Raw genomic sequence first — 14,804 nt, forward strand, 5'->3', positions numbered from 1 at the left:
ACTGAAGTCCGCGCTCCGTTGGCCCGGTGTTGGATGGCCCTACACCGGCACCTTCGCACGGATCTTCGCCGCGACGTCATGGAACGCGGCGGAGACCTTGCTCTGTTCCGGGGACACCAATGCCACGGGCGCACCGGAGTCACCGCGCTCGCGCGTCTCGATGTCGATCGGGATCTGGCCCAGCACCTGTACGTTCATGACGGCGGCCTCGCGGATGCCGCCTTCCTTGCCGAAGAGGTAATACTTTTTCCCGTCGTCCGCCTCGAACCAGGCCATGTTCTCGACCAGCCCGAGGATGGGCACGTTCACTTTCGCGAACATGGTTACCGCCTTGCGCGCGTCGATGAGGGCGACTTCCTGCGGCGTGGTCACGATGAGCGTGCCATCTACGGAAACGGTCTGCACGATGGTGAGCTGGATGTCGCCCGTGCCGGGTGGCAGGTCCAGCACCAGGTAGTCCAGTTCTCCCCATGCCACCTGGCGGAGGAACTGCTGGGTGTAGCGGGTCGCCATCGGACCGCGGACGATGACGGGGGAGCGGTCCTCCAGTAGGAAGCCCATGGACATCAGCTTCAGGCCGTGGGCCTCCACCGGGATGATCTCGTCCTGCTCGTTCGCCATCGGCCGTTCGGCGGTGCCGAACATCTGGGCCACGGACGGTCCGTAGAGATCGCAGTCGCACAGACCCACCTTCGCACCGGTGGCGGCGAGGGCGACGGCCAGGTTCGCGGCGACGGTGGATTTCCCCACGCCCCCTTTGCCGGAGGCCACGGCGATGATTTTCTTCACGCCGGGAATGGAGGATTTCCCCACGCTGCCGCCCGCTCCGGCTGCCGCGGCGGGGGCATCCTTCACGTCGATGTCCACCTTCACCGCACCGATGTCCGGCACCTGGTCCAGCACGGCGTGTGTATCCCGGAAGATCTGTTCCGGCACCTTCGGGTCGCGGGTGGCGATCTCGATCTTCACCGTCACTTGGCCGGGTTCGGTTTTCACGTCCTTCACCAGGCCGAAGGAAACAATGTCACGGGAGAAACCAGGGTAGCGCACCTGGCGGAGCGCTTCGCGGATGAAATCAGGAGTCATGGGGCGGGGGGATTGTTGCCCAACTGGGGGAGGGTGCAACCCTTCACGCGCATTTTCCGGAAATCCGGGATTTTTTGGAGAAATGGATCTGTCCTCCGGTCCAGCCTCAGAGGATCGATCGTCACCTGTCTGGCTCTGGTGGGAACCTCTCTTCAATGGCCGCAGTTTTCGTCTCGATGTCCTTCAGAAATCCGGCTCTCTTCTCGTCGGACGGACTTTCGCAGTAGTCGATCATCTGCTTGCCCAGCTCGGCAAACAACCCGGCAAGATGGGGTGCTCCAGGGCACCATGCCTCACCCTTCGACGAAGGCGTGGCGAATTCATAGGTTATCCCGTCCAGTCCGCCTCCGGGAAAATCGTTCTTGGGAAGGAGAAGGAATCGCTGGAACAGGCGGCAGATCCTTTTCGCGATCGGAGGCGGGATGGCGGCTGTCCTGGTGGAGACTTTGACATCCCTCTTATCAGCTGTCTCATTATTCTCCGGCATGGAGTACCAGATGCTCTTGTCTGCAGTGGTATGGGTGATGAAAAAGCTTTCGGTTTGATCGAAACACCGCTGCTCGTCCCCTTTGCCATGGAGCCGCATGCAGGATTCACCCGAAAAGGCAGGGCAGATGATGATACGGGCAAAAAACGGAGCGTCGGTTTTCAGCCTTTCACCGAGCAGATCGTGATACCGTTTCTCCCAATCGTGGGGAGTTTGGGATACGGGGTCCAACCGTTCGGGATAATATTTCACGCTACTGGTTCCGTCGGGTTGAGGAACTTCGATGAACGGTTCCGCCTGGGCAGACACCCAGGCGGTGCCAAGAGCGGACAGAAACGAGCAAAGGAGGACCCTCATCGTAGAGGAGGATGGCAAGACACGGGACGTCGCACAACTTGGAAAAGGGCAAGCACCTCCATCCTTCCGCATTTTCCGGAAATCCGGGATTTTTCGGGAAAATGGGCCTACCCTGTCCTGATTTCCCGTTCCCGTCCGTCGATCCATTGAAACCCCAACCGACCGAACCATGAAAATCAGGACTCTCGCACTCGCCATTTTCGCCGCATTCTGTGGCATCACCACCCTCTCCGCCCAGGAAATGCCGGAGATGCCCAAGCCGCTGAAGGAACATGAGTGGCTCAAGAAATTCACCGGGGAGTGGACCACCACTTCCGAAATGAAGATGCCCACCGGGGAGACGGTGAAGAGCACAGGAACGGAGAAAGCCGAGATGCTGGGCGGCTTCTGGGTCATCTCAAAAGGCTCCGGCGAGCTGATGGGCATGCAGATGCACTACGCCATGACGCTGGGCTATGACCCGGGGAAGAAAAAGTATGTCGGCACCATGATCGACTCCATGATGGGGAAGATGTGGCAGTATGAGGGCAGCCTGGATGAGTCCGGAAAGATCCTCACGCTGGAGACCACCGGCCCATGCCCCATGCGTGGCGGCGTGATGACCGACTTCCAGGACATCACGGAGTTCAAGGATGATGGCGTCCGCACCTTCACCAGCCGGTTCAAGGATGAGAAAGGGGAGTGGGTCACCATTTTCACCGGCGAGGCGAAGAAAAAGCCCTGATTTGATTGCAGCGTCCTGTCAGCAACACCAACCATACCACTCCATGGACAATAACGGACACAAGGTGGCCAGCCGCGCCGAATGGCTGGAAGCCCGGAAGGAACTCCTGGCGAAGGAAAAGGAATTCACCCGCCAGCGCGACCGGCTGAAGGAGGAGCTGCGCGCCATGCCGTGGGTGAAGGTGGAGAAGGACTATGTCTTCGATGGCCCCTCCGGAAAGGTTTCGCTGGCGGAGCTCTTCGGGGAGAGGTCACAGCTCATCGTCTATCACTTCATGTTCGATCCCTCCTGGGAGGAAGGCTGCACGGGCTGTTCCTTCATCAGCGACCATGTGGACGGAGCGAGGCTCCACTTCGAGAACCGCGACGTTTCCTACGTTGCGGTGTCCCGCGCGCCGCTGGCAAAACTGGAGGCGTTCAGGGAGCGGATGGGGTGGAAGTTTCCCTGGGTGTCATCCGGAAACACGGATTTCAACTACGACTACGACGCCTCCTGCACGGAGGAGCAGGTCGCGGAGGGAAAGGCCACCTACAACTACGCCCCGACGGATGAGCCGGGCGAGCACCACGGGGCCAGTGTTTTCGTGAAGGACGGGGACGGCACCATCTATCACACCTATTCCTCCTATGCCCGCGGGCTGGAGGAAGCGCTGGGCGGCTTCATCTGGATGGACATTACTCCAAAGGGGCGGAACGAGGACGGGACCATGGACTGGGTCCGTCTCCATGACCGCTATGATGAAGGCGGAAAAAAGAGCTGCTGCGGCCACTGACCGCCGGGCAAGAAAAGGCCGGGTGTCACCGCCCATGTGGCGGCACGCACCCGGCTGTTGAAGCTGGGGATTTTCAGCGTCTGCGGCGGAGGAACAGCGTGGACACTCCCAGAAGGGAAAGCAGGCTGCTGCCCGGCTCAGGGACGGAGTTCACGATGACATTGACCGAGAGGGTATTGGTCAGCGGATCACCCAGCCCTTCGTTCACCTCAAACAACGTGGCCGAATACCATCCTGCCGTAGGAACGGAAAGCTCTGCGGACGGATCCACGGCGAATCCTCCAGAGATTTCCACGAAGTTTTCGGAGGTAAGGGTCAGGCGGTCCGGTGTGAAAGAGAATACGATCGCGAGATCGCCATCCGTCGGGGAGCCTATCATGTTGAATTTGACCGCCATCGGCCCGTCAAAGCTCACACCCGAGCCCGATACGGAAAACAATCCGGGGTTGCTTCCCGATCCTTCCACAAACTCTTCAGCCGTGTTCCCCACATAGAGATCCTCCAGGACGAGTCCGGCGCTCCGGAATTCACCCGACGTTCTGGATAGGAATCCAAAAGGCTCGGTGATGCTGATGTGGGTGACCACTCCGGCATCCACGGTGAACACCATGGTGGCACTGCTGGCGGCCTGGCTTTCAATGGTGGAAAGCCCGAAAAGGGCGGATGCCGCTGCAATCGCCACGGCGCAATTCAATTTATTGGTAAGGGACTTCATGTAAGGGGCGGCCGGTCTACGGGGGGCTCACACATGCCGCAAGGAGAACGCGGCTTTGTTACGCGATTGCGTAAGATCAACCTCTGCGAAGTCCGCGAAAGTGCCTGCCAGATCGTGCACTGTTAGATTCATGGAAGCCCGTGGCTCTCCTTGGCATGCCGGGCCTGCCTCTGGTAGAAAAGCAATCGATTCCATGAAACACGACCACCAGAACGCCTATCTGCTCCTGTTCCGCGGCACCGACTGGCATCGCGGCCTTTCCATCGATGAAGTCCGCGATGTCATGTCCCGCTGGGAGGCCTGGTATGGCGGTGTGGTGGAGGCGGGGAACATGATCGCAGCCAGCCCTTTGGAGAACGAGGGCAAGCTGGTGTCCGGAAAGAACAAGGAGGTGGCAGATGGCCCCTTCGCGGAGTCGAAGGAAACCGTCGGTGGCTTCTTCATGGTGAATGCAGCCTCGATGGAGGAGGCGGTGGAACTTGCGAAGGCATGCCCGGCCCTGCCCTACGGCCTGACCGTGGAGGTGAGACCCGCGGCGGATGTCTGCCCGTCTTCACGCGTTGCCAGCGCGGCGCATGGCACTACCTGAGAAATGGCGGGGATCTTCCGTTTGATCATCCCGCATTCACAGCGGAGGGTGTCAGATGGATAAAACCGAAAATCTCGTATCGGCGGAAGCGGTGTTGAAGCTCCGCGACCTGACCACCCACTGTCCGACCTGCATGTTCGGCACGGACCTCACCGCCACTCCCATGCATGTGTGCCCCATGCACACCCAGCAGGTGGACGATGCCGGCAGCCTCTGGTTTTTCAGCGGGCTGGACAGCGAGCACGTGGGCCACATCCGCGCCGGATCCCAGGTGCAACTCATCTACAGCAATCCCTCGAAATATGAATTCCTCACCGTCTTCGGCGATGCCGAGATCGTGGATGATCCCGCGAAGGTGGAGGAACTCTGGAAACCGCTGGTGAAGGCATGGTTCCCGGAAGGGAAGGAAGATCCGAATCTCACCCTGATCCGCGTCGATCCGCTGAAGGCCCACTACTGGGACACCAAGGACGGAAAACTCGTCGTCCTGGCGAAGATACTCGTCGGCACCGTGACCGGAAAGGTGGAGGACGGTGGCGTGCAGGGTGACCTGAGGGTCTAGCACCCGTGCTTGACCGTCCGCGGGGGTAGAAAGCATGCTCCCGCCGCATGAGAATTTTGACGGGACTGCAGCCGAGCGGAAAGCTCCATGTCGGGAATTATTTCGGCGCCATGGAGCCTGCGGTGCGTCTGCAGGATGAAGGGGAGACATTCTATTTCATCGCGGACTACCACGCGATGACCTCCACGCAGAATGCTGAGGAGTTGCGGAAGAACGTCCGGGAGCTGGCCATCGACTTCCTGGCCTGCGGGCTGGATCCGGAGCGCGCGGTGTTTTTCCGCCAGAGCGCGGTACCGGAGGTGAACGAGCTGGCCTGGCTGCTTTCCACCGTCTCGCCGATGAGTCTGCTGGAGAAATGCCACTCCTACAAAGACAAGATCGCCAATGGCATCCACCCGAACCACGCCCTCTTCGCCTACCCGGTGCTGATGGCGGCGGACATCCTTCTTTACGATTCCAACCGCGTGCCTGTCGGCAAAGACCAGAAGCAGCACCTGGAAGTCACCCGCGATCTCGTCGGCAAGTTCAATGAAATCTATGGTGAAGGCATCCTCACCCTGCCGGAGCCGATCATCCGGGAGGAAACGGGCGTCATCCTCGGCCTCGACGGGCGGAAGATGAGCAAGAGCTACGGCAACACGCTGCCGATCTTCGGCGAAGAGAAGCCGACCAAGAAGCTCATCATGCGCATCGTCACGGACTCGACCCCGGTCGAGGAGCCGAAGCCGACGGAAAACTCCACCATCCTCGCCCTCTACAAGCTGTTCGCCAGTGAGGCGGACTACGCCACCATGATCGCGGACCATGAGAAAGGCGGCTGCGGCTACGGCGACCTGAAGAAGCGGCTGGCGGAGGCGTATTGGGACTACTTCGCGCCGATGCGCGCGCGCCGTGAGGAGATCGTGGCCGATCCCGGATATGTCGATTCCGTGCTGGCGAAAGGTGCGGAGCGCGCCCGCGGGGAAGCCTCCAGGGTGCTCGCCCGTGTCCGCTCGGCCACCGGCTTGCGCTGAGCCGCCTTGGGGTTAGATTTCCCGGGCTATGCCCAAACATGTCCTTTGCGTCATCACGGATGGTTTCGAGGAGATCGAGACCATCACGCCCGTGGATCTCCTGCGCCGCGCGGAGGTGCAGGTGCTCATCGCCGGCCTCCGGCCCGGTCCCGTCACCGGCCGCAGTGGCATCCGCCTGGTGCCGGATGTGGCGCTGGAGGAGGTGACGCCGGAGGCGTTCGACCTGCTGCTCATCCCCGGCGGTCCGGGGGTGAAGGAACTGCGCGCCGATGGCCGCGTGGCCGCGCTCGCAAAGGAGTTCCATGACGGCGGGAAAAAGATCGCCGCCATCTGTGCCGCGCCGCTGGTCCTTCATGATGCGGGCCTGCTGGATGGCCGCCGTTTCACCTCCCATTCCAGCACCTGGGAAGAACTGCCCGATGCCGAGGATGAGCGCGTGGTGGAGGACGGCCTGCTGATCACGTCCCGTGGAGCGGGCACCGCCCTGGACTTCGGCTTTGCCTTGGTCGAATACCTGGCCGGAGAGGCCGCGGTGGATGAAGTGTCCGAAGCCATCATGGCGTAGGAGCACATCAGTTCCTGCAACTCATAACTCCCGCACCATCCATAACCTGGGACATCCCGTCAAAACATCGCGATGTTTTGGAATAGGCGGAACGTCACATAGGGTCTAACATCACGGCCTTATGTCCATGATGGTCCTTGTCATTACCTGCGGTTTGGTCGGCTTCGTCGTCCTGTTGGGACTGTTCGTCGTCGCGAAGTACAACGGCCTTGTCCGTGCCCGCAACTTCTACCGGAACGCGTTCTCCCAGATCGATGTCCAGTTGAAGCGCCGCCATGACCTCATCCCGAACCTGGTGGAAACGGCAAAGGCCTATCTCAGCCATGAGCGGGAAACGCTTGAGGCTGTCATCGCCGCGCGGAACTCCGCGGAGAGCGCGCGCTCCGTCGCCGCGGCGGATCCTTCGAATGCCATCGCCATCAAGCAGCTCGCCGGTGCGGAGGGCAGCCTGGGAGGCACGCTTGGTCGCCTGTTCGCCTTGTCCGAGGCATACCCCGACCTGAAGGCGAACCAAAACATGGCCCAGCTCACCGAGGAACTCACCTCCACGGAAAACAAGATCTCTTTCGCCCGGCAATCCTACAACGATTCCGTGATGGGCTATAACAACCAGCGCGAGGTGTTCCCGACGAACATCGTGGCGGGCATGTTCAACTTCGGTCCGGCAGCGTTGTTCGAGCTTTCCGAAGCGAAGGAAAGGGAACCGGTGAAGGTCCAGTTCTGATCTTCCGGCGATGGACTTTTTCGCCTCGCAGGACCGTGCCCGCCGTTCCAGCCGCCTGCTGGTCTGGTGGTTCATCCTCTGTGTCATCGCGGTTGTTCTGGTGATCTACACCGCCCTCCGCTTCGTCCTGCCGTTCTGGTTTTCGGACACCTTCGAGGGGGCGTTTTTACAAGGCTCCTGGTGGCATGGGGACATGGCCGGGGTGGTCTTTCCGGCAGTGGGCGGAACCATCATCCTCGGCAGCATCTGGAAGCTGAACGAACTCGCCGCCGGCGGGGCCGTGGTGGCGCGCTCACTGGGAGGGCGGCTCGTCCCGCGGTCGTCGGCGGAGCCTCTGGAGCGCCGCCTGATCAACGTGGTGGATGAGATGGCCATCGCCTCCGGGCTGCCATCCCCGGAGATCTGGTTGCTGGAGGAGGAGTCCGGCATCAACGCCTTCGCCGCCGGGACGGATCCGGGAAATGCGGTCATCGGCGTGACCACCGGTTGTCTGGAGAAGCTCAGCCGCGACGAACTCCAGGGCGTGGTGGCCCATGAGTTCAGCCACATCCTGAATGGCGACATGAGACTCAACCAGCGGCTCACGGGCTGGATCTTCGGCCTGCTCATGATCTCGCTCATCGGCAGGTTCCTGCTGGAATGCATGCGCGACAGCCGCTCCAGCCGGAGTTCCGGAAAGAAGGGCGATCCGCGCGCGCTCATCGCCATGGTGGGTGGCATTCTGTGGCTGGTCGGCAGTGCGGGCGTGTTCTGCTCCCGCCTGCTGCAGGCGGCCGTCTCCCGGGAGCGGGAGTATCTGGCGGATGCGGCGGCGGTCCAGTTCACGCGGAATCCCGCCGGTCTGGCCGGTGCGTTGAAGAAAATCGGTGGAATGGATGAAAGCGCTGCCATCCACGCGCCCGCGGTCATGGAGGTGCGGCACCTGTTCTTCGCGGGAACTGCAACCGGCCTCGCTGATGTTTTTCTCCGGACCCACCCGCCGCTGGAGCGGCGCATCCGTGCGCTGGAACCCCACTGGGATGGGAAAATGGAGCGCACCACCGCATCCCGGGAAAAACCCACGCCGCGCCGCAGGAAGCCCGGAAATCTGGTGATGGAGCCCGTTTTCATCAACGATCCGGGGAACTCCTCCAACCTCCATGTCGAGGTGGGCGACGCCATCCTCGGCAGCCTCCACGGGAAAGGCCTGCGTCTCCAGACGAAGGAGGATGCGAAGTACCTGGTGCTGGCCCTGCTGCTCGGCCAGAACGCGGACACCCGTGCCTTCCACCGCACCCCGGGGCTGCACGAGGAAGACATCCTGGCCGGCGCGCGGACCTGGGCGGACCGTCTGCAGGCATGCCCAGCCGTGGAACGGATGGCGCTGATGGATCTTTCCCTGCCATTCCTCCGGAGGATGACCCGCCCGGAAGCCCGCCATTTCATCGACCTGACGGTGGAGATCATGAGAGCGGACGGCCGCATCAGCGTGTTCGAGTTCATGCTGCAGAAAGTGATCGAGCGGCAGGTCGCGATCAGCGTCGGCCTGAGGAGGGCGTCCATCGTCCGCTACCGGGGCATCGCGGATGTGCGGGAACAGGTGACGGAGCTGTTGGGTGTCTTTGCGTCCATCATGGGAGGAAACCGTTCGTGGGGGGATCATGTGAAGGCGGAGTTCCGGCAGCATCTCGGCCGGGACCTGCCGGAGCAGCAGATGATCAGCGGGTTCGATCCTCCATCATTGTCCCTGGTCCTGCAGGAACTGGATGCCCTGCCACAGTTGGCGAAAGTCCAGATGCTCAGGCTCTGTGGTCTGGTGGTCATGCGGGACGGAAGGCTGGGGGAACAGGAAAGCGAGCTGCTCCGTGCCACCGCGGAGGCGGTCGGAGCGCCGGTGCCGCCCTTCGCCCGGATCGTCTAGCAGGATCCCGGGGCGATTTGAGCGCTTGCCTTCCTGGCCTTGCTCGGGGATGGTCCGCCCGCTGTGACATCGGAACTTCCGAAGAAGCCCTGGTGGCTTTTCCCCAACCTGCTGAGCCTGGATGCTCCGCTGGTGGCGGTGGCGTGGCTGGCTGTGTTCGCGAAGACATGGCGTCTGGTCTATCACCCGTGGGAGGCCTACGTCGCCCTGGGGCTGGTGGTCTGGGTCATCTACGTGGTGGACCGCCTGATCGATGCCTCCCTGCGGAAGGACACCCCGGAGCGGTGTGAGCCACGGCATTTCTTCCACTGGAAGTACCGGAAGGTGTTCGCCGCCTCAGCCGGCATTGCGGCGGTTACGGCGCTGTTCCTGGTCATCCGCTACATGCCGTATTCCATTTTCGGCTACCTGTTCGTGGCGGTGGTTCTCATCGGCGCGTTTTTCGGGCTGTCGCTCCTTTCCCAGGAGGATTCGAACGAGATCCCGTATCTGAAGAACATCCTGGCGGGATTGACCTTCGCCTACGGAGTGGGCTTGCTGGCCAGCGTCTATAACCAGTCCGCGGATTTCTACATGACCATGCGGTCCCGGGAGATGATCTGCTTCGCGGTGCTGTGCATCATGAATATCTCCGCCATCGACCTGTGGGAGCATGCGAACCGCAGCCAGGATAGGGAGGTCAAGGCGACGGATGAGCTGGCGCTGACCCTGCCGCTGGTGCTTCTGGGGCTGTCCGCCATCGTTTTTGCCTACCAGGCGAATCCCCACCCGGAGGATGTCGTGGACTACGGCCTGGTCAGGCGTGCGTTTTTCTACGCCATCCTCACCGGCGCCGCCCTGCTGTATGTGCTGAACCGCACGCGCACCCGCTTCCACATGGACACGCTGCGGGTGCTGGCGGATGTGGCGCTGCTCATCCCGGTGCTGGTTTTCTTCGCATCCTCAAAAGAACCCCTCGGCTGATCCGTGCTTGCGGCGGTGGGACGGGCCATTTATTTTCCGTTCCCTTCATGTCACACCATCCGGATTCGAAAAAACCCGCCATCATCTTTCTGGGAGCCCCCGGCTCGGGAAAAGGCACCCAAGGCAAGGTGATGGGAAGCATCCCGCGGTTCTTCCACTGCGCCTGTGGTGATGTGTTCCGTTCGCTGGACACCCGCACCGCGCTGGGCCAGCAGTTCGTCCACTACTCCAGCCGCGGCGAGCTGGTGCCGGATGAACTGACCATCGAGCTGTGGAAAGCCCAGATCGACAACCTGGCGGACACCCACAACTACAAGCCGGACATCGACATCCTCATCCTCGATGGCATTCCGCGCAATGTGGAGCAGGCCCGCATCCTGGAGCGCCATCTGGACGTCCTGCAGGTCTTTCACCTTTCCTGCCCGAATCGCAACGAACTGGCCCGCCGCATGCGCAAGCGGGCGCTCAAGGACAATCGCATCGACGACGCGAGCGACAAGGTCATCGACCAGCGCATCGCCACCTACGAAGCGGAGACCAAGCCGATCCTCGCTTTCTACCCGCAGGACCGCATCACGGACATCGACGCGACCCAGCCGCCGGTGAAGGTGCTGTCGGAGATCATCCAGAAAGTCCTCACGCTGCCGGAATACCAGGCGCTGGCCTCGAAGTCGGCCTGATCCACTTTCTTCCCGATGCGAGTCATCTTTGTAGCCACCGGCGACATCGCGCTGCCGTCCTTCCGCCATCTGCTGGCCCACGGTCCGAAGCCGCTGGCCCTCGTCACCCAGCCGGACAAGCCGGTGGGCCGCCACCAGGCGCTCACGCCACCTCGCATCAAGGTGGAGGCGCTGGAGGCGGGGCTGCCCGTGCTGCAACCGGACAACATCAGCTCCGCGGTGGAGGAAATGCGCGCGCTCGATCCGGAGGTGATCGTGGTCTTCGCCTACGGCCAGATCCTGCGGAAGGACGTGCTGAAGCTGCCGTCAAAGGCGATCATCAACCTTCATGGTTCGCTTTTGCCACGGCACCGTGGTGCGTCCTGCGTACAGGCCGCCATCGACATGGGAGACAAGGAGTCCGGCATCGCGGCCATCCACGTGGTGAAGAAGCTGGATGCGGGTGACGTGATTTTCGACAAGGCCATCCCGATCCAGCCGGACGAAACCGGTGGCACGCTCCACGACAAGCTCGCGGATGTAGCGGCCGAAGTATTGGCGGAAACGCTCAAGCGGATCGGGGAGGGGACGGACACCCGCACGCCGCAGGACGACAGCTTTTCCAACTACGCGTCGAAGCTGGAGCGCGATGACGGCCGGATCGACTGGTCGATGACCGCTGATGCGCTGGAGCGGCGCATCCGTGCGTATGATCCATGGCCGGGGACTTTCACCACCGTCCAGGAAGATGGAAAGTGGAAGCGCCTCAAGGTGTTCCCGCCCGTGATCCCCGCGCCCGGCGGTGCGGAACTGGCGGAGGGATTCCAAGTTTCCGGCAAGAAGCTATTCGTTGCTTGTGGAGGCAAGGGCGCAGTCGAGTTGCTGAACGTCCAGCCGGAAGGCGGCAAGCGCATGACCGCCGAGCAATATCTCGCCGGGCGGAAGCCACAGGGATTCCAGTAATCCGGACGGTCATGAAGAACGGGCCACTCCCACCGTTCACCCGGCCCGCGCGGATCAACGTGGTGGGCGTGAGTGGCAGCGGGAAATCCACCTTGGCGAAGAGGCTGTCCACGGTCACCGGCATCCGCCACATCGAGATGGATGCCCTGTTCTGGAAGCCCGGCTGGACGGGCACCGCGGAGAACGAGTTCCTTGCCAAAGTGGAGCACGCACTGGCAGGGGAGGAATGGATTCTCGACGGCAACTACTCCCGCACCCAGCCGGTCAAATGGCGGCGTGCGACCATGGTGGTGTGGGTGGACTTTTCATTTCCCCGCACGCTGTGGCAGGCGGCGCGGCGTGCCTTCGGTCGGTCATTCACCAAGGCGGAACTCTGGCCCGGAACCGGCAACCGCGAATCGTTCCGGAAATCGTTTTTCAGCAAGGACTCGATCATCTGGTGGACGATCACCTCCTATGGCAGGCAGCGTGGGCGCTACCTCCGGCTCATGGAGGATCCGGAGCATGCGCATCTCACCATCATCAGGTTCAGATCACCACGCGAGGTAAGCCGCTTTCTCATGCGTTTTGAGGAGCAAGAGGGCCGCCGGATCTTTGGCTGAACGGAGCGCGGACTTCAGTCCGCTCCAGAGAATCAAGCCAGCAAAGCCAAGCGGACTGAAGTCCGCACTCCGTAAGATCACCGTCCGATTTCCTCCAACGCCCGCACGATTTCCTCCGGATTCGTATCCTGTAGCGTGTTGTGCCTGCCGTTGGGGATCTCGATGAACTTCACCACATCCTTTCTCTCCGCAGCGAGCTGGCGGCTCATTTCAACGGGGATCGCCTCGTCCGTGGTGCCGTGGAAGATGACCACCTCGCCAGGGCCGCGTTCCGCCAGTTCCTTGAGCCGGGCCGTGTTGTCAAAGCGGTGCCAGATCAGAAACCCGATGGGCAGGCCGGTCATGGCCTTGCTCATGTCCATGGTGCTGGTGAAGGGCGTGAGCAACACACCCCGCTGGATGCCAAACTCGGATGCTCCGACGAGTGCGGCCGCCGCACCCAGGCTGTGGCCGAAGAACCTCAACCGCGCTGGATCGGGCACCGTCGGCCATCCCAGCTCCTTCGCGGCGAGGGGGACGGCGGTCTTGATGGAGTCCCGGATGCGGCCGGGGGAGGGAGCGCCTTTGCAATCACCGTATCCCGGGTAGTCGATCAATAACCACGCATCCTCCTGTGGTGCGTGTTCCTGCAGCCACTGGGACCAGTCCAGCGCGATGGTGCCGTTCCCACCGCAGAAGATCCACAGATTGCGCGGGGAGGTGAGGTTTCCCTGGAGGAAGGCACGCTGGCTGCCCTGCGAGGTTTCGAAGTCGATCTGCCTGCCGCCGGTCGATTTCCGCCAATCTCCGACCACGCCCGCCCCATACGGACGCGGGAAGTAAATGAAGCGGGACTGGGTGCAACTGATGAGCGCCAGCGCGATGGCCATGGCGGTTGCTCCCACCAGGGCCCAGCGGAAGAGTGTGCCGCGGTTCATAAGGGGAGGGCCTGATTTCCTCACCTCCGCCGGCGGAAGACCATGGCCAGCGCTGCCAGGGAAGCCAGCGCGGATACCGTCGGCTCCGGAACGACGGAGATCAATGCGACGCCGCTGCCCTGTGTGCCGCTGTAGTTGTAGTCGATCTGGAACGTATTCGAACCCACGGTGAAGGTGGTCGATTTGTCCTCGATCAGCGTTCCATCGACGGTGAAGAAGGAACCGGTCAGCGAGCCGCCGTTCCTGATGAACAGGAGGGCCTCACCGAGGGGGATGGTGGAGTTGCCAAGGTCAGCGACGGCGAGGACAGCGCCACTGCCCACGTTGAGGGAGGTCACTTCCACCAGGTCATTCGTCATGCTGGCTGAGTTGATTTCCACTGCCAGTCTGGCGAGGCTCTGGAGGGAGAGGGCACCCATGGAGAGGACGCCGATTTCCTGTCCGGTGGTGGTGGTCCCGGGTGCCAGCGTGCCGGTGCCGGTCACACCCACCGCAGCTCCTGTCTGGATGGAGCCGCCGTTTCCGCGCAGGTTGCCATTGACCGTCACCCCGGAGGTCGCGTCCAGCGAGGTGTTGAGGATCATGTTGCCGTTGGCGGAGATGCTGGTGGTGTTGGTGTAGGCCTTGGCAACGCCGGTCATCAGGAGGGTGCCGTTGACACCGCGCACGACGGCGATGTCGCCGTTGATCTCACCGTGCAGTTCGATGGTTCCGTTGCCCGTGAAGGTGGCGGTCCGTCCTCCTGTGCCGGAACGGCTGATGGCCGCCGTCTCACTGAGGGTGAGGGTGCCCGCGTCCGAGGTGATGTAGGTGCCGCCAGCCAGCGTGAGGGCGCCGTTCCAGGTGTTGACCCCGTTGACGTTCCGCAGCGCGCCGCTCGATCCCGCTCCTGTGCCGCTGATGGTGAGGGGTTCCGCAGCGATGGAACCGATGGTGTCCCGGAAAAAAAAGTGACGCTCCGGATTCCACGGTGGTTCCAGTGGAGGTGCTGCCGAGCGCATTGACGTGGCCGATGGTCATGCCACCGTTCTTGATGGTCGTGGTCCCGGTGTAGGAGTTGTTCCCTGAAAGGGTCCAGCGCAGGCTGCCGCCGCCGCTCATCTCTATGTTGAGCGTGCCGGAGCCGTCGCTGATCGCGCCGCTGATGTTGCTGAGGGGAGAGGAGGTGTTGGTGGTTCCCGCGAGCGTCAGGGTGTGGGTTCCGGA

At 62.2% G+C, this 14,804-nt stretch carries 17 protein-coding genes; 12 read left to right on the plus strand and 5 right to left on the minus strand.

Annotation, left to right across the window (positions count from 1 at the left end; translation table 11 throughout):
• Positions 1-39: 39 nt before the first annotated feature.
• Together OVA24_RS11080 and OVA24_RS11085 are read right to left on the minus strand one after the other, a co-directional pair.
• Entirely contained in the window at positions 40-1,086 is a 1,047-nt protein-coding gene (locus OVA24_RS11080) for an Mrp/NBP35 family ATP-binding protein (RefSeq protein WP_267669851.1), read from the minus strand.
• A gap of 121 nt (positions 1,087-1,207) precedes the next feature.
• Positions 1,208-1,825, minus strand: coding sequence for a hypothetical protein (locus OVA24_RS11085; RefSeq protein ID WP_267669852.1), 618 nt, complete (start codon positions 1,823-1,825; stop codon positions 1,208-1,210).
• A 274-nt stretch (positions 1,826-2,099) separates the two neighbouring features.
• Between OVA24_RS11085 and OVA24_RS11090 the strand changes: the two genes are divergently transcribed.
• Both OVA24_RS11090 and OVA24_RS11095 read left to right on the plus strand, forming a co-directional pair.
• Positions 2,100-2,654 carry a DUF1579 domain-containing protein gene (locus OVA24_RS11090; RefSeq protein ID WP_267669853.1) on the plus strand — a complete coding sequence of 185 codons (555 nt, stop codon included), beginning with the start codon at positions 2,100-2,102 and terminating at the stop codon, positions 2,652-2,654.
• 43 nt (positions 2,655-2,697) lie between these two features.
• The gene (locus OVA24_RS11095) at positions 2,698-3,426 is read left to right on the plus strand and encodes a DUF899 domain-containing protein (protein ID WP_267669854.1); all 729 of its coding nucleotides are present in this window, start codon (positions 2,698-2,700) and stop codon (positions 3,424-3,426) included.
• Positions 3,427-3,499: 73 nt separating this feature from the next.
• Here the strand turns inward: OVA24_RS11095 and OVA24_RS11100 are convergent, their stop codons facing one another.
• On the minus strand, positions 3,500-4,108 hold the full coding sequence (locus OVA24_RS11100) for a PEP-CTERM sorting domain-containing protein (RefSeq protein ID WP_267669855.1): 609 nt from the start codon (positions 4,106-4,108) through the stop codon (positions 3,500-3,502).
• 226 nt (positions 4,109-4,334) lie between these two features.
• On the opposite strand from OVA24_RS11100, the gene OVA24_RS11105 reads away from it, so the two are divergent.
• The 10 genes from OVA24_RS11105 to OVA24_RS11150 all read left to right on the plus strand — a co-directional run bounded on the left by OVA24_RS11105 (position 4,335) and on the right by OVA24_RS11150 (position 12,681).
• Positions 4,335-4,730, plus strand: a complete 396-nt coding sequence (locus tag OVA24_RS11105) for a YciI family protein (RefSeq protein WP_267669857.1) — start codon at positions 4,335-4,337, stop codon at positions 4,728-4,730.
• A gap of 55 nt (positions 4,731-4,785) precedes the next feature.
• Entirely contained in the window at positions 4,786-5,292 is a 507-nt protein-coding gene (locus tag OVA24_RS11110) for a pyridoxamine 5'-phosphate oxidase family protein (RefSeq protein WP_267669858.1), read from the plus strand.
• A gap of 47 nt (positions 5,293-5,339) precedes the next feature.
• Positions 5,340-6,305: a tryptophan--tRNA ligase gene (trpS, locus tag OVA24_RS11115; RefSeq protein ID WP_267669859.1), complete on the plus strand. Its 966-nt coding sequence runs from the start codon at positions 5,340-5,342 to the stop codon at positions 6,303-6,305.
• Positions 6,306-6,333: 28 nt separating this feature from the next.
• Complete coding sequence (locus OVA24_RS11120) at positions 6,334-6,870, plus strand: DJ-1 family glyoxalase III (protein ID WP_267669860.1); 537 nt, start codon at positions 6,334-6,336, stop codon at positions 6,868-6,870.
• 127 nt (positions 6,871-6,997) lie between these two features.
• The gene (locus tag OVA24_RS11125) at positions 6,998-7,594 is read left to right on the plus strand and encodes a LemA family protein (RefSeq protein WP_267669861.1); all 597 of its coding nucleotides are present in this window, start codon (positions 6,998-7,000) and stop codon (positions 7,592-7,594) included.
• A gap of 10 nt (positions 7,595-7,604) precedes the next feature.
• Entirely contained in the window at positions 7,605-9,494 is a 1,890-nt protein-coding gene (locus tag OVA24_RS11130; RefSeq protein ID WP_267669862.1) for a M48 family metallopeptidase, read from the plus strand.
• Positions 9,495-9,557: 63 nt separating this feature from the next.
• On the plus strand, positions 9,558-10,457 hold the full coding sequence (locus OVA24_RS11135; protein WP_267669863.1) for a UbiA prenyltransferase family protein: 900 nt from the start codon (positions 9,558-9,560) through the stop codon (positions 10,455-10,457).
• Between the two features lie 47 nt (positions 10,458-10,504).
• Positions 10,505-11,137, plus strand: coding sequence for an adenylate kinase family protein (locus OVA24_RS11140; RefSeq protein ID WP_267669864.1), 633 nt, complete (start codon positions 10,505-10,507; stop codon positions 11,135-11,137).
• Between the two features lie 15 nt (positions 11,138-11,152).
• Complete coding sequence (gene fmt / locus OVA24_RS11145; protein ID WP_267669865.1) at positions 11,153-12,079, plus strand: methionyl-tRNA formyltransferase; 927 nt, start codon at positions 11,153-11,155, stop codon at positions 12,077-12,079.
• An 11-nt stretch (positions 12,080-12,090) separates the two neighbouring features.
• Positions 12,091-12,681, plus strand: coding sequence for a P-loop NTPase family protein (locus tag OVA24_RS11150; RefSeq protein WP_267669866.1), 591 nt, complete (start codon positions 12,091-12,093; stop codon positions 12,679-12,681).
• A 77-nt stretch (positions 12,682-12,758) separates the two neighbouring features.
• Here OVA24_RS11150 and OVA24_RS11155 read toward each other — a convergent pair whose 3' ends face one another.
• Together OVA24_RS11155 and OVA24_RS11160 are read right to left on the minus strand one after the other, a co-directional pair.
• Positions 12,759-13,598, minus strand: coding sequence for an alpha/beta hydrolase family protein (locus tag OVA24_RS11155; protein ID WP_267669867.1), 840 nt, complete (start codon positions 13,596-13,598; stop codon positions 12,759-12,761).
• Between the two features lie 20 nt (positions 13,599-13,618).
• Positions 13,619-14,599, minus strand: a complete 981-nt coding sequence (locus tag OVA24_RS11160; protein ID WP_267669868.1) for an autotransporter outer membrane beta-barrel domain-containing protein — start codon at positions 14,597-14,599, stop codon at positions 13,619-13,621.
• Between the last annotated feature and the right edge of the window lie 205 nt (positions 14,600-14,804).

The organism is Luteolibacter sp. SL250, from assembly GCF_026625605.1.
Taxonomy (GTDB): Bacteria; Verrucomicrobiota; Verrucomicrobiia; order Verrucomicrobiales; family Akkermansiaceae; genus Luteolibacter.